Source organism: Streptomyces sp. NPDC051738, from assembly GCF_044453205.1.
Lineage (GTDB): Bacteria > Actinomycetota > Actinomycetes > Streptomycetales > Streptomycetaceae > Streptomyces.
Window position 1 is genome coordinate 1 of sequence record NZ_JBITCM010000009.1, and the last position, 12,133, is coordinate 12,133.

At 68.7% G+C, this 12,133-nt stretch carries 12 protein-coding genes and 1 tRNA gene; 4 read left to right on the plus strand and 9 right to left on the minus strand.

What is annotated here, in order from left to right:
* A partial coding sequence (locus ACIA8X_RS21750; RefSeq protein WP_399458906.1) for a transposase occupies positions 1–499 on the plus strand: 499 nt, incomplete at its 5' end.
* Between the two features lie 113 nt (positions 500–612).
* On the opposite strand, the gene ACIA8X_RS21755 is transcribed toward ACIA8X_RS21750, so the two are convergent.
* From ACIA8X_RS21755 to ACIA8X_RS21785, 7 genes are all read right to left on the minus strand, one after another.
* Positions 613–3,348 (minus strand): Tat pathway signal sequence domain protein, encoded by a 2,736-nt coding sequence (locus tag ACIA8X_RS21755; protein WP_399458908.1) that lies wholly within the window; start codon positions 3,346–3,348, stop codon positions 613–615.
* Positions 3,349–3,446: 98 nt separating this feature from the next.
* Complete coding sequence (locus ACIA8X_RS21760) at positions 3,447–4,046, minus strand: hypothetical protein (RefSeq protein WP_399458909.1); 600 nt, start codon at positions 4,044–4,046, stop codon at positions 3,447–3,449.
* A 10-nt stretch (positions 4,047–4,056) separates the two neighbouring features.
* The gene (locus tag ACIA8X_RS21765) at positions 4,057–4,932 is read right to left on the minus strand and encodes a carbohydrate ABC transporter permease (RefSeq protein ID WP_399458910.1); all 876 of its coding nucleotides are present in this window, start codon (positions 4,930–4,932) and stop codon (positions 4,057–4,059) included.
* Positions 4,929–5,885, minus strand: a complete 957-nt coding sequence (locus ACIA8X_RS21770; RefSeq protein ID WP_393462832.1) for a carbohydrate ABC transporter permease — start codon at positions 5,883–5,885, stop codon at positions 4,929–4,931. The genes ACIA8X_RS21765 and ACIA8X_RS21770 overlap by 4 nt, the downstream gene beginning before the upstream one ends.
* 14 nt (positions 5,886–5,899) lie before the next feature.
* Entirely contained in the window at positions 5,900–7,186 is a 1,287-nt protein-coding gene (locus ACIA8X_RS21775) for an ABC transporter substrate-binding protein (RefSeq protein WP_393462831.1), read from the minus strand.
* 358 nt (positions 7,187–7,544) lie between these two features.
* Positions 7,545–7,616, minus strand: a tRNA-Val gene (locus ACIA8X_RS21780).
* A gap of 88 nt (positions 7,617–7,704) precedes the next feature.
* Entirely contained in the window at positions 7,705–8,163 is a 459-nt protein-coding gene (locus ACIA8X_RS21785) for a TIGR02611 family protein (RefSeq protein ID WP_393462830.1), read from the minus strand.
* A 191-nt stretch (positions 8,164–8,354) separates the two neighbouring features.
* On the opposite strand from ACIA8X_RS21785, the gene ACIA8X_RS21790 reads away from it, so the two are divergent.
* Entirely contained in the window at positions 8,355–8,768 is a 414-nt protein-coding gene (locus tag ACIA8X_RS21790) for an SsgA family sporulation/cell division regulator (RefSeq protein ID WP_004002642.1), read from the plus strand.
* A gap of 331 nt (positions 8,769–9,099) precedes the next feature.
* A complete protein-coding gene (locus ACIA8X_RS21795) occupies positions 9,100–9,657 on the plus strand; it encodes a CGNR zinc finger domain-containing protein (RefSeq protein ID WP_393462829.1) in 558 nt (185 codons plus the stop codon).
* A 401-nt stretch (positions 9,658–10,058) separates the two neighbouring features.
* Here the strand turns inward: ACIA8X_RS21795 and ACIA8X_RS21800 are convergent, their stop codons facing one another.
* On the minus strand, positions 10,059–10,505 hold the full coding sequence (locus tag ACIA8X_RS21800; RefSeq protein ID WP_399458911.1) for a hypothetical protein: 447 nt from the start codon (positions 10,503–10,505) through the stop codon (positions 10,059–10,061).
* Positions 10,506–10,739: 234 nt separating this feature from the next.
* On the opposite strand from ACIA8X_RS21800, the gene ACIA8X_RS21805 reads away from it, so the two are divergent.
* Positions 10,740–11,261: a DsbA family protein gene (locus ACIA8X_RS21805; RefSeq protein ID WP_393462827.1), complete on the plus strand. Its 522-nt coding sequence runs from the start codon at positions 10,740–10,742 to the stop codon at positions 11,259–11,261.
* Positions 11,262–11,292: 31 nt separating this feature from the next.
* Here the strand turns inward: ACIA8X_RS21805 and ACIA8X_RS21810 are convergent, their stop codons facing one another.
* Positions 11,293–12,114 carry a GNAT family N-acetyltransferase gene (locus ACIA8X_RS21810; RefSeq protein WP_393462826.1) on the minus strand — a complete coding sequence of 274 codons (822 nt, stop codon included), beginning with the start codon at positions 12,112–12,114 and terminating at the stop codon, positions 11,293–11,295.
* Positions 12,115–12,133: the final 19 nt, after the last annotated feature.

Genomic DNA, 12,133 nt, shown 5'->3' on the forward strand with positions numbered 1-12,133 from the left:
GGACGCTCAGAGCATCAAGACCTCCGCCAACGTACCCACAGCCGGCCAAGGCATCGACGCCGGCAAGAAAATCGCAGGTCGCAAGCGGCACATCGGCGTCGACACCCTCGGCCTCCTGCTGGCGGTCTGGGTGACCGCGGCGAGCGTCTCCGACAACACCGGCGGCATCCACCTGCTCTCAAGCATCGCCAGCGCGAACCCTCATGTCACCAAGGCGTGGGCCGACACCGGCTACCGCACCAAAGCCATCGACCACGGCGCCCGCGTCGGCATCGACGTCGAAGTCGTCCAACGCGCCCCCGGCGTCAAAGGCTTCAAGGTGATTCCCCGGCGTTGGGTTGTCGAGCGCACCTTCGGCTGGCTCATGCACCACCGCCGCCTCGTACGCGACTACGAAACCCACCCGCGCCGCTCCGAAGCAATAATCCACGTCGCGATGATCGACCTCATAAGCCGCAGGCTCACCCGCGAATCCACCCCGAACTGGCGCGACACCTGAATCTCGAACCAAACAATCTCGGCGGGACAAAACGCTCTTTGAGACGCCGCAAAGGGGCGCGGGGAACTGCGCGACCAGCCACAACGGACCTGCAGTTCCCCACGAACCGATCCCTACGGCATGCGATCCCCAAGCAGCGCGAGATTCTCGATCGCCGCAAGCCCGTACAACGCGGTGTCGTTGGTCGACACCCAGGCCGCCTCGCTACCCGGCACCAGCGAAGCCGGCCCGCTCAGCGCCTCCGTCTTCCAGGGCGCCGACTCCTTGTAGCCGTCGGAGTTGTAGAACTTCTCCCACGCGCGCGTGGCGAGCTTCTCGTCACCGGTCTTGACGGCGGCGTACGCGTCGAGACGCGAGTGCCCCTGGAAGAGCAGCAGGGAGCCGAAGTTCGAGCCGTAGCGCGCCGCCTGCTCGGCCTTCGTCGCGTTGAAGTACCGGCAGTAGTCGAAGTACGCCTCGTTGAACTTCGGCATGTCGACGAGGTCGATCAGCTCGGCGCACAGCTCGTTGAGGCCGAACACGGCGGACAGGTGCGAGACACCGACCACCGGCTTGTCGGCGACGGCGAACTTGCCCGTGTCGAGGTCGTAGAGCCCACTGCCCTGTACGAAGCCGTTGGGTTGGGCGGCGATCGTCTCCATCGTGGACAGCACGCGCGCGCGTGCCTTCTCCCACTTCGGCCCCTTGCGCTCCCACTCCGTCAGCCACGCCGAGACGAGCCCGCTCCAGTCCGTGCCGAAGCCGATCGACAGCGCGTGCCGGTCGGGTGTGTACGGTTCGGTGCGGATCTTGCGGATCGGGTCGAGGGCGAGGAAGGTCTCGTCGGAGTCGACGTTGGCGTGCATGAGGTCGCCGACCCGTTCGTCGGCGGTGAGGAAGTAGTAGTAGCGGCGATACGTCGTGTTGGCGATGCGCTGCTGCTTGGCGCTGTCGGCGTAGTGCTGCACGCCGTGCCGGGTGCCGAGGCCGGCCCACTCGCCGAGGTGGTAGACGTCGACCTCGCCCGTGTGCCGGGTCATCGCCTCGGCGAACCGGAAGATGTCCGAGCGGCCACTGCGCAGGTACGCGAACCAGAGCCACAGATCCGGCGAGAGCTCGGAGTTGTCCCAGGCGTAGCCGCCGATGTCGTACCGCCACTGGTGCCTGACGGTGTCGTAGGTGTGCATGATGTCGCCGTAGTCCCAGAAGCCGTACCAACGGCGCATCTCCACCTGGTCCTTGTAGTAGGTGAAGAGGAAGTCGAGGTGTTCCTCGATCTTCGCCTTGGCCGGGGTGGAGCGATCCGGCTCGGAATACAGCCCCGGCCCGAAGACCTTCGCCTTGATGAGCTGCTTGGGCGGCGCGGCGAGCTGCGGCAACACTCGTACGGCGTCGACCTGTTGGGCCAGTGCCTCCGGGGAGGGTGTGGACTCGTTGGCCCAGAACAACAGCTCCGACGTGCGGGCGATGCCGTACGGAGTGCCGAACTCCGGCTCGTAGTCCTCGTAGGTGATGTTGAGGCCTTCGAGCTGCTCGGGGTAGGTGTCCTGGCCCATGCCGTCGTGGTAGAAGCGCAGGTCCATGGGCTGTGCCTCGGGCGACCAGAGCCACATCGTGACCTCGGCCGCATCGGTGTGGGCGTCGCGGATGTCGAGCTGGGCGGGGAACTTCTCCCAGAAGTCGCGGAGCCCGAAGGAGAGTCCGCCGCTGACGCCGCCGACGTAGCCGAACCCGGAGGCGCGCTTGCCACCGCCGGCGCCGATCCAGCCGTATCCCTTCTTGGTCCTCTTCCGAAGGGTGAAACCGTCGGCGGACAGCTGGGAGAGCGTGTAGTCGCCCCATTCGGGGATGTACTGCAGCCGGGTCGTCACGCGCTGGTCCCAGGTGGCCGGGTCGGGCAGCTTCTCCCCCGCGAACTGCGCCGCCTGTACGGCCGCCCCGGGGTCGCGGCGCAGTCCGGTGATGCCCTTGACGGCCTCGCGGAGCATGCCGGTGCCCTCGCCGCCGATGCGGATGTGGCGGTCGTACGACTCGTCGCGCATCGGGACGGTGAAGCGGACGCCGATGCCGCGGATGAAGTCGCCGCTGGCCTTGCCGGGCTCCTGGGTCCCGTCGTAGGTGATGGTGTGCACCATGCGGAAGGAGTCGGCGCCCGCGTAGAAGTACAGCCGGATGGAGAAGGGGAGCCAGCTCCGGCCGCCCTTGCGGTGCTTGCCGTCGATGCGGACGACCGCGCGGACCGGGCCGTCCTGCTCGACGGTGACCTCGGAGATGGCTCCCTCGAAGCGCTCGGTCCTGACCGCGCCCTGGTCCTCGTCCTCGATCTCGGGCTGGCGGATCAGCACGAGCCGCCCGTTCTTGGCGATCTCGGTGGAGCCCCGGGTGACCGACTTGATGAGGGTCGCGCCCGACTTGCCGATCTTCGCGGTGATGACGCCGGTCGAGACGGTGATCGTGCCGCCGCTCTTGTCGACGGTGACCTTCTTCTCCGGTACGGCGGTCTCGCCGGCGGCGAGCGTGAGCTTGTCGGTGCCCGAACTCACCGCGTGGGCCGTCCACTTGAGGGATCCGTCGGGCCAGTAGGCGAGCGGCCAGGACTGCACCGGCACGGACTTGCCGGCCGCGTCGGTCACCGCGAAGGCCTGGTCCTCCTGGTAGGCGCCCTTCGGCCAGGGCACACCCACGGTGGAGCCGGGCGCGGCACCGAGGCCGCCGTCCTCCAGCCAGTCGAGGGTCACGGGGTCGGCATCGGCGTCGGCGGCTCTGGGCGCGGCCTGTGCGTCCTTGGCTCCCAGTGCCCAGCTGAACTGCGCGGCGGCGCCTGCCACGGCGGCCGCCTTGAGGAGGGACCTGCGGGGAATGGGGGACATGGCCTTTCCTTCCGTGCGGGGTACGAGGGTGCGGTCAGGGGCATGACAGAGAGAGGTACGACGCCGGGGCGCCGACCTTGTGCGAGGGGCACCGCCCGTCAGCGGTGCCGGTACCGCTCTTCCACGGCGACGGCCGCCGCCGCGACGGCCCCCAGGACGGGGACCGCCAGCGGTGGGGCGAACCAGGCGGACAGGGCCACGACAGCCAGCCCGCAGACGACCAGGAAGGACCCGGCGGGATCGAGCACGGTCCGACGCCCGGCGTCCGCGAGCAACGCCCGCCAGGCGGCACCGGGTGTCCAGACGGCGGCCGCCCGCAGCAGGGCCACGGCCACCCCGATCAGCGCCAGGATGCCGACGGCCCCGACGAGCGGCCCACCGGGAAGCCCGGCCCGCGCGGCCAGGACGTCCACCCAGACCGCACCGGCCGCCGCCCACCCGGCGAGCCCGACGACCCACCCGCCGCGCAGGGCCGTACCGAAGTCCGCGACGAACTCCCGCAGGCCACCGCCCTCGTGAGCCGTACGACGCCGTAGATGCCGTGCGCCGGCGGCGAAGGCCGCGGGGTAGGTGACGACGCCGAGCGAGGCCACGGCGATCCACACGCCGGTGAGCAGGCACTCGGCGAAGACCGCGAAGCGCTCGCCGAACACGGACTCCCTGCGCCGGGCGCGGGCCTTCACGCGTGCTTCGGCCATGGTGACCGCCTCAGCCCTTCAGTCCGGAGGTCGCCATACCGTCGATGAGATAGCGCTGGAAGGCCATGAAGAAGGCGATGACCGGCACGAGCGCCACCAGCGACATCGCGATCATGCTGCCGTAGTTGGAGATGCCCTCCTGGTCGCGGAACATCATCAGGCCGAGCGAGACGGTGTACTTGTCGGGGGTGTTGAGGTAGATCAACGGCCCCATGAAGTCGTTCCAGGCATTGATGAAGGTGAAGATCGCGCTGGTGATGAGCGCGGGCCGGCTCAGCGGCAGCACGATCGACCAGTAGGTGCGCAAGTGCCCGCAGCCGTCGAGCTTGGCGGCCTCGTCCAGCTCGCGCGGCAGTCCCCGCATGAACTGCACCATCAGGAACACGAAGAAGGCTTCCGTGGCCAGGAACTTGCCCGCGACCAGCGGCACCAGGGTGTCGGTGAGCTCCAGGTTGCGGAACAGCACGTACTGCGGGATGAGCAGCACGTGATACGGCAGCAACAGCGTGCCGATCATCAGCGTGAAGAGCAGGTTCCGCCCGGCGAACCGGATCTTGGCGAAGGCGTACGCGGTCAGCGAACTGGACAGCACGACACCGACCACGGCGAGGCCCGCGTACATCAGCGAGTTCCAGAAGAAGCTGCTGATGGAGATGCCGGAGATGCCGTCGGCGAGGCCGGAGAAGTTCGCCCAGACCGGCTTGGTGGGCAGCAGGTCGAGGCTGGCGATGATGTCCTTGCTCGGCTTGAACGAGGCGCCGACCACCCAGATCACGGGATAGAGGACGACCGCGAGGACGGCGAGCGCGCCCACGTGCCAGGCGATCGATCCGGTGCGCCGCCGCTCGTTCGCGGTGTGCAGGGCAGGGCTGGTGGCACTGGTCACTTGGCGGCCTCCTCGTAGTGCACCCACTTCTTCTGCGACCAGAACAGGACCGCCGTGACGAGCGCCACCGCGATCACCAGCGTCCAGGCCATCGCGGAGGCGAAGCCCATCTGGGCCTCCTTGAAGCCCTTCTGGTAGAGGTAACAGGTGTAGACGAGCGTGGCGTCGGCGGGCCCGCACCGGGTGTCGGAGACGACGTAGGCGGAGCCGAACACCTGGAACGCGTGGATGGACTCCAGCAGCACGTTGAAGAACAGCACCGGGGAGATCATCGGCAGCGTGATGTTCCAGAACCGCCTCAGGGGTCCTGCCCCGTCCACCTCGGCGGCCTCGTACAGCTCCTGCGGCACCTGCTTGAGACCGGCCAGGAAGATGACCATCGGCGCGCCGAACTGCCAGATGCTCAGCGCGACCAGGGCGTAGATGACGTAGTCCGGGTTGCCGATCCAGCCGCCCACGTCGAGACCGAAGATCTTCTGCGTACGGTCCACGACGGCGTCGTCGGAGAACAGCGCCCGCCACACGAAGCCGACGGAGACGCTGGCACCGATGAGCGAGGGCATGTAGAACGCGGCCCGGTACAGGCCCTGTCCGCGCCGCTTCTGCGCGAGCAGCAAGGCGACACCGAGCGCGAGCAGCAGCTTCAGCGGTGTGGCCACGACGACGTACTTCAGGGTGACCTCGACCGACTTCTGCCAGCGCGGGTCCTGGAACATCGTCGTGAAGTTGTCCAGCCCCACCCACTGGGGCGGCGTGAACAGGTTGTAGCTGGTGAACGCGTAGTACAGCGAGGCGATCATCGGCCCCGCCGTGAGCAGCAGGAACCCCGCGATCCACGGCGACATGAAGAGATAGCCGGCGAGGTTCTCGCGGCGCCGCCCGCGCCGCCCGGCGGCGGGAGCGGCGGACCGCTTCCCGGCCGGGCGCACGGGCGCTTCCTTGACGAGCGTCATGGTGGTACGTCCCCTCAGCCCGCGAACGCGGCCTTGGCCTCGCTGAACAGGGCCTTGGCGGCGTCGGCCGGCTTGGTCTTGCCCTGGGCGACCTCGCCGCCGATCCGCAGGAACGCCGCCTCGATGACGTCGGCGCCGGACGGGTGCGGGGTGATCTTCCCCAGGACGCCGGCCTTGGCGACCTCGTCCTCGTAGGCCGCGACGCCCTTGTTGTTGGCGTCGGTGGGCTTGAACGCGTCGTACTGCTCGGTGGTGGCGAGGATGCCGCGGTCGTAGCCCATGATCTTGCCGACCTCGGGGTCGTGCACCATGAAGGAGATGAACTGGGCGACTTCCTTGGGGTGCTTGGTCCCGGAGAAGGCGCTCATCATCAGCGAGCCGAGGTACTGGCCGGTCTGCTTGCCGTCCGTGGTGGGGATCGGCGCGAGCCCGTAGTCCGACTCGCCCTCGCCCTCGTAGCGGATGGAGAAGTTGTCCCAGGTGAACTCGGACGCGGCGAGGCCCGCCGAGAGACCGGACTTCGGCTTGACCTGCTCGATCTTCTTCGGGTCGGCGACGAGCCCGGACCGCACGCGCTTGTAGCCGTCCTCCCACCACTGCGTCAGATCGTCCTCGGTGAAGCCGAGATCGGTGTCCGTGAAGAAGGCCTTGCCGTTCTGACGCAGATAAAGGTCGTAGAGGTACATGATGCTGAAGTAGCCGGTGTCACCGGCGATCTTCAGCTTGTCCTGGATCGTCTGCAACGCGTCGAAGTACTCGTCCCAGGTCCAGCCGAACTTCGCCTCGACGCCCGCCTTCTCGAAGGCCTTGAGGTCGATGACGAGCGCCATGGTGTTGGCGCCGACAGGTATGCCGATCTGCTTGCCGTCGACCTGACCGTTCGCCAGAACGCCGTTGCGGAAGTTCTCCAGGTCCAGATTCCCCGCGTCCGCCTGCGTCTTGAGATCCATCAGGACCCCGCGCTTGTCGTACTTGCGCAGGAAACCGACCGCATTCTGGAAAACGTCCGGCGGATTCCCGCCGGAGGCCTGGGTCTGGAACTTCTCCCAGAACGCCTCGTAGTCCGTGAATTCAGGCTTGATCTTGATCTTCGGGTACTTCTTCTCGAAGAGCGCGATCGTCTTCTTGATGGCGATGGTGCGCGGCTCGCCGCCCCACCACGCATAACGGAGTGTCACCGTCCCGTCTCCGGAACCGCTGTCACCGCCGCACGCGGTCGTCGCTCCCAGCCCGACCGTGACCGCGGAGGCCCCGGCCACCTTCAGGATCGTACGCCTCTCAACATTCCTGCTGGTTCCCATGGTTGGGCCCCCTCCCCGCAGCGTCATTGCCGCCTGCATGAATCGTTTCAAGTAAGCGCTTGCTGGCACAAGCTACGAGGGGCCTCGTGGTGCGTCAATGATTCGGACAGGATTTTCTTGCGGACCGGCGTGGCAAGTTGACGACCCGTCGGGAACGAACCGGGCATCAGATCGCCCAACTCCGCAGGTGGGGCACGTGTGATCGACGGGCCGAACGCGGACCAGCCCTCCGCACCCGTCTGCCGATCGACCAGAACTCGCCTGCCCGACCAGGGCACCAACGGGGCCGAGCGCATCCCCGGAGCGCACATGCGACGGCGGCCCGCCTGCACTCTCGCAGACGGGCCGCCGATCCGGGTGGGCGATACTGGGTTCGAACCAGTGACCTCTTCGGTGTGAACGAAGCGCTCTCCCACTGAGCTAATCGCCCGGACGCAGGAAGAACATTACCCCATGTCAGGGGGTGCGCGTGACCAGCGCGGGCCCCGCCCGACCGACCCCCGCACCCCCCGCGCGGATCACTGGTCCTTGATCTTCCAGGGCATGACGATGCCGAACTTCCACACGTAGATACCGACGAGCACGCCCACGATCACGAGGCCGATCGTCGTCAGGATGATGTTGCGGCGGCGCACCTTCGGGTCGAGGGCCTTCTGGGCCGCCTCGGTGACCTTGCGCTTGGTCCAGCGCAGCACCAGCTGGGCCCAGACGAACTCGGTCGCCCAGATCGCCATGCCACCGAAGATCACGACCCAGCCGGGCCCGGGCAGCGGCAGCATGATGATGCCGGCGACCACGACCGCCAGGCCGATGATGAAGACGCCCACCTGCCAGCTCACGTGCAGCGCCCTGCGCGCCTTGATGAACTCCGGCGCTCTTGAGCCGAGCCCCTGCTCGCTGTCGCCCTTCACACCGTCCACTTTGGTCTCGTCCGCCGCCACGGCAACCTCGCCAGGCTCGTTACTCCCCGTATTCATACGGCCAAACCCTACCGGACCGAAACCAGTCACTGGAATGGTCGTACCTCGCGAACCGGTTCTCGGCCGGAAGAGTTACGTAAACACACGCAAAACACTCAGAGGGGTTTACAACGGCACCGTAGGTGGCATGTCGATTTCGCCGACGTGCGAATCCCCGAGCGCACACTGAGCGAAAGGCCCTGGCGCTTATGAACACCACGGTCAGCTGCGAGCTGCACCTGCGCCTCGTTGTGTCGAGCGAGTCCTCCCTGCCTGTCCCCGCAGGCCTGCGGTACGACACGGCCGACCCCTACGCCGTGCACGCCACCTTCCACACCGGAGCCGAGGAGACCGTCGAGTGGGTGTTCGCCCGCGACCTCCTCGCGGAGGGCCTGCACCGGCCCACCGGAACCGGCGACGTCCGTGTCTGGCCGTCGCGTAGTCATGGCCAGGGCGTCGTCTGCATCGCCCTGAGCTCTCCGGAGGGCGAGGCGCTGCTCGAGGCCCCGGCACGGGCTCTGGAGTCCTTCCTGAAGCGGACGGATGCCGCCGTGCCTCCCGGCACGGAACATCGGCATTTCGATCTCGATCAGGAGCTCTCGCACATCCTGGCGGAAAGCTAGGGCGAGGCCCCCGCAAGCCGCCCGGCGCCGTCGACTCGGGGAGACGGCTCGGGCCAAGACAACCGCATAGGGCACGCACCAGCGCCGTCTCCGCATCGCCGGGGGCGGCGCTGGTGTGCCTGCGGGGTGTCGCTGCGGCGGGGTCGGTCAGGTGAGGCGGCACCGACGCCCACCCAGGCGGACCGTCGGCCCGGACGGGAACCGTCGGCGCTTCCATGGCGTTGTAATCGACGTCACAGCAGGGGCAGGGCCGGTACGGTCCCGGCGGATGCCACTACCATCGGCCAGCATCGGCGGGCGTCCGCCCGACCCCCAGGCCAGGGAGCGAAACGTGCTCATCACCCATGACACCCGGTGTGCGCTCGATGCCGTGGTGGATCTGGTGAACACCGCGCCGGACGACGAGACGCCGGACCGGCTGCCGGACGTCGCGGCTCTCGAGGAATTCGTACGAACGCACGAGTTCAGCGATGTCGGGGTCCTCTCGGAGTTCGATCTGTCGGCGGTACGCAAGGTGCGCGCGCGGTTCGCCGCGATCTTCGCGGAGCCTGAGGCCCGGCGCGCGGCCGCGCTGATCAACGAGCTGGTCGCCGCCGCGGGCACCACCCCCCGCCTCACGGACCACGACGGCTACGACTGGCATGTGCACTACTTCGCCCCCGGCGCCTCCGTCGCCGACCACCTGGCCGCCGACTGCGGCATGGCGCTGGCGTTCTTCGTGGTGGCCGGGGAGCAGGAGCGACTGCGGCGCTGTGAGGCGCCGGACTGCCGGCATGCCTTCGTGGATCTCTCCCGCAACCGTTCGCGGCGGTACTGCGACAGCCGTACCTGCGGAAACCGTCTGCATGTGGCCGCCTACCGGGCGCGCCGCAAGGAAGCGGCAGGCTGAGCGGCGATCGTCCGCGGGCCGACCCATCTGTGCCGACACCACATCTGCGTCGACGCGGACCCCGGCGGGTGGCGCCGGGGGCCGCGGGTACGGCTCAGAGCAGCAGCAGGTCGTGCAGCGCAGCCATGAGTAGCAGACACCCGATCACCGCAAGGAAGATCATCAGCGGTGGCTGGGAAAGGGCGAAGAGGCACCCGCGAGGCTCGTCCTGAGGGGGCGCGGCCTCGCTTTGAGTCGTGTCCAGCATCTCGCGGCGATGATGGCCTAGTTGGCCCTCGCCGCGCGATCACCACGCCCGGAATGAGCGGGAGTTCGCCGGATTCCGCGATGTCCGGTTCGAGTCGTGATCGCTTACGGACGGGCGGCGACCCACTGTGTCGTTTCAGTCCCGCGTGCGCTGGTCATATGCCGTGCTTCTTCAGGATGGCCTCGATGTCGCTGAAGTCGTCGCCGGCATCGGCCCGGGGCGCGGTCGCGGGCCCGGTCGACTGGCGGGTGCCCGGGCCCAGCGAGGGCGCCGAGGCCTGCGGCGCCACGGCCTCGCGTTGTGCGGCGGCGCGGGCCGCCTCCTTGCGCTCCTTGCGGGTGCCACCACGGCGGCGCTCCACCGCCCGCGTGCTCGCGAACAGCAGCCAGGCCGCGCCGAGCACACCGAATCCCGCCCAGGCGGTCGGGCTGAACGCGGTGTCCGCCAGCCAGTCGACGACACCCGTCATCACGAGGCCAAGGGGCACCAGCGAGTACGCGGCCAGCCGGGCGGCCGCGAGGAACCGCTTGCGGTACGCCGTGACCGCCGCGATGCCCAGGCCGGCCACGGCGGCGGCGGAACAGACGGTCTCGGCAATCATCCGGTCCTCCAGGCAGGCTGGGTCGAGGTCAGGGCACTTCGTCTCCTCCATCCTGCACCGTGGCGCCCCCGCCCGGCCATGCCTGGGCCGGACATCAGGGACATCTCCGGGTCGTCTCCTCCACAGGTGCCGGTCGGAGTCGTACGACCGACAGCCGACCGTGCCCGGAGTCGGCCGGGCCCGAAGCACGAGGTCGGATTGGGTCGTCCGCTCCGGGACTGGGAGACTGGGGCCATGAGCGACTCCTCCCCCGACCGCCCCGCCGCCCCCGTCCTCGACGTCTGGTGCGAGCTGCAGTGTTCCGACTGCCGCAGCGCCCTCGACGACCTCCGTGCCCTGCGCGCCCGTTACGGCGACCGGCTGGAGCTGCGGCTGCGGCACTTCCCGCTGGAGAAGCACAAGCACGCCTTCGCCGCCGCACAGGCCGCCGAGGAGGCACTGGAGCAGGGGCAGGGCTGGGCGTACGCCGAGGCGGTTCTGGGCCGGGTCGAGGAACTGGACCGTAAGGGAGAACCCTTCCTGGTCGAGGTGGCCGGGGAACTCGGCCTCGACACCGAGGAGTTCGACACCGCGCTGGTCGACGGCCGGCACATCCTGATCGTCGACGCCGACCAGGCCGAGGGCAAGGCGATCGGCGTGACCGGCACCCCGACGTATGTGATCGGCGGCGAGCGCCTCGACGGCGGCAAGAGCCAAGAGGGGCTGCGCGAGCGCATCGAGGAGATCGCGGACCGGCTGCTGGCCGAAGGGGTCTGAGGCTCTGAGCCTCAGAGCAGTTGTCTGATCCTCAGAGCAGTTGCTTGTGCAGGTTGTAGTGGGTGGTCCGGTAGCCGAGTGACTCGTAGAGCCGCTCGGCCGGGGCGTTGTCCGCGAAGACGTGCAGGGCGATGCGGTCCTTCCCGCCGGCGACCGCCTGGGCCTCGGCGAGCAGCATGAGCGCCCGGCCGTGACCACGGCCGCGGTACCGGGCATCGGCCTCGACATCGAGCACGTAGGCCGTGTCCGGCCGAAGCCCCAGCCAGAGCGTGCCGACCGGCGTCTCCTCGTGCTCCAGCACGCTGATCAGCGTGTTCTCCGTCGCCAGGCCGTCCGGCAGGTACTTGGCGTTCCCTTGGTCTGCCCTGGTGTACGCCTCGGCGGCGGAGACGCCCCGTTCGATCAGGTCGTGAGCGAAGCCCTCGCGCGCGTGCGCCAGCCAGGGTCCGTACTCGGCCTCGGTCAGCGGCCGGGCCGTGGTGCCGACGGGCAACTCGGGCGGGGTCGGGTCCAGCGGCTTGGACATGTTCCGGCCGCGCAGGACGTACCCGAGCGCCGTGGCGAGCCGCAGCGCGGCCTCGGCGTCGCCGGGCACGCGCGCGTCGATGCTCTTGCAGCCCCAGCTCCGCGCGATCTCCTCGGCGGCGAGCACGGCCACCGTGCCGCGCCCGCGCCTGCGGTCCGGCTCCTCTATGTGCAGGTCCGTGACGCTGGCGACGGACGGGCCGTCGGGGACCGTACAGAGGCGGATCCCACCCACGGGACGGCTGTTCACGCACACCTGGTAGCGGCGTGACTGCGTCCCGTCGGCGTTGCGCTGAAGCGGCTCGATCGGCCGCAGGGTCGTGGTCATCAGGGTTGTTCTACCCGCC

What these genes read in the sequence shown, in the direction of transcription:
- ACIA8X_RS21755 (WP_399458908.1), bottom strand. Translation starts at nt 3,348, where the DNA reads ATGTCCCCCATTCCCCGCAGGTCCCTCCTCAAGGCGGCCGCCGTGGCA.
- ACIA8X_RS21760 (WP_399458909.1), bottom strand. Translation starts at nt 4,046, where the DNA reads ATGGCCGAAGCACGCGTGAAGGCCCGCGCCCGGCGCAGGGAGTCCGTG.
- ACIA8X_RS21770 (WP_393462832.1), bottom strand. Translation starts at nt 5,885, where the DNA reads ATGACGCTCGTCAAGGAAGCGCCCGTGCGCCCGGCCGGGAAGCGGTCC.
- ACIA8X_RS21775 (WP_393462831.1), bottom strand. Translation starts at nt 7,186, where the DNA reads ATGGGAACCAGCAGGAATGTTGAGAGGCGTACGATCCTGAAGGTGGCC.
- ACIA8X_RS21785 (WP_393462830.1), bottom strand. Translation starts at nt 8,163, where the DNA reads ATGAATACGGGGAGTAACGAGCCTGGCGAGGTTGCCGTGGCGGCGGAC.
- ACIA8X_RS21790 (WP_004002642.1), top strand. Translation starts at nt 8,355, where the DNA reads ATGAACACCACGGTCAGCTGCGAGCTGCACCTGCGCCTCGTTGTGTCG.
- ACIA8X_RS21800 (WP_399458911.1), bottom strand. Translation starts at nt 10,505, where the DNA reads ATGATTGCCGAGACCGTCTGTTCCGCCGCCGCCGTGGCCGGCCTGGGC.
- ACIA8X_RS21805 (WP_393462827.1), top strand. Translation starts at nt 10,740, where the DNA reads ATGAGCGACTCCTCCCCCGACCGCCCCGCCGCCCCCGTCCTCGACGTC.
- ACIA8X_RS21810 (WP_393462826.1), bottom strand. Translation starts at nt 12,114, where the DNA reads ATGACCACGACCCTGCGGCCGATCGAGCCGCTTCAGCGCAACGCCGAC.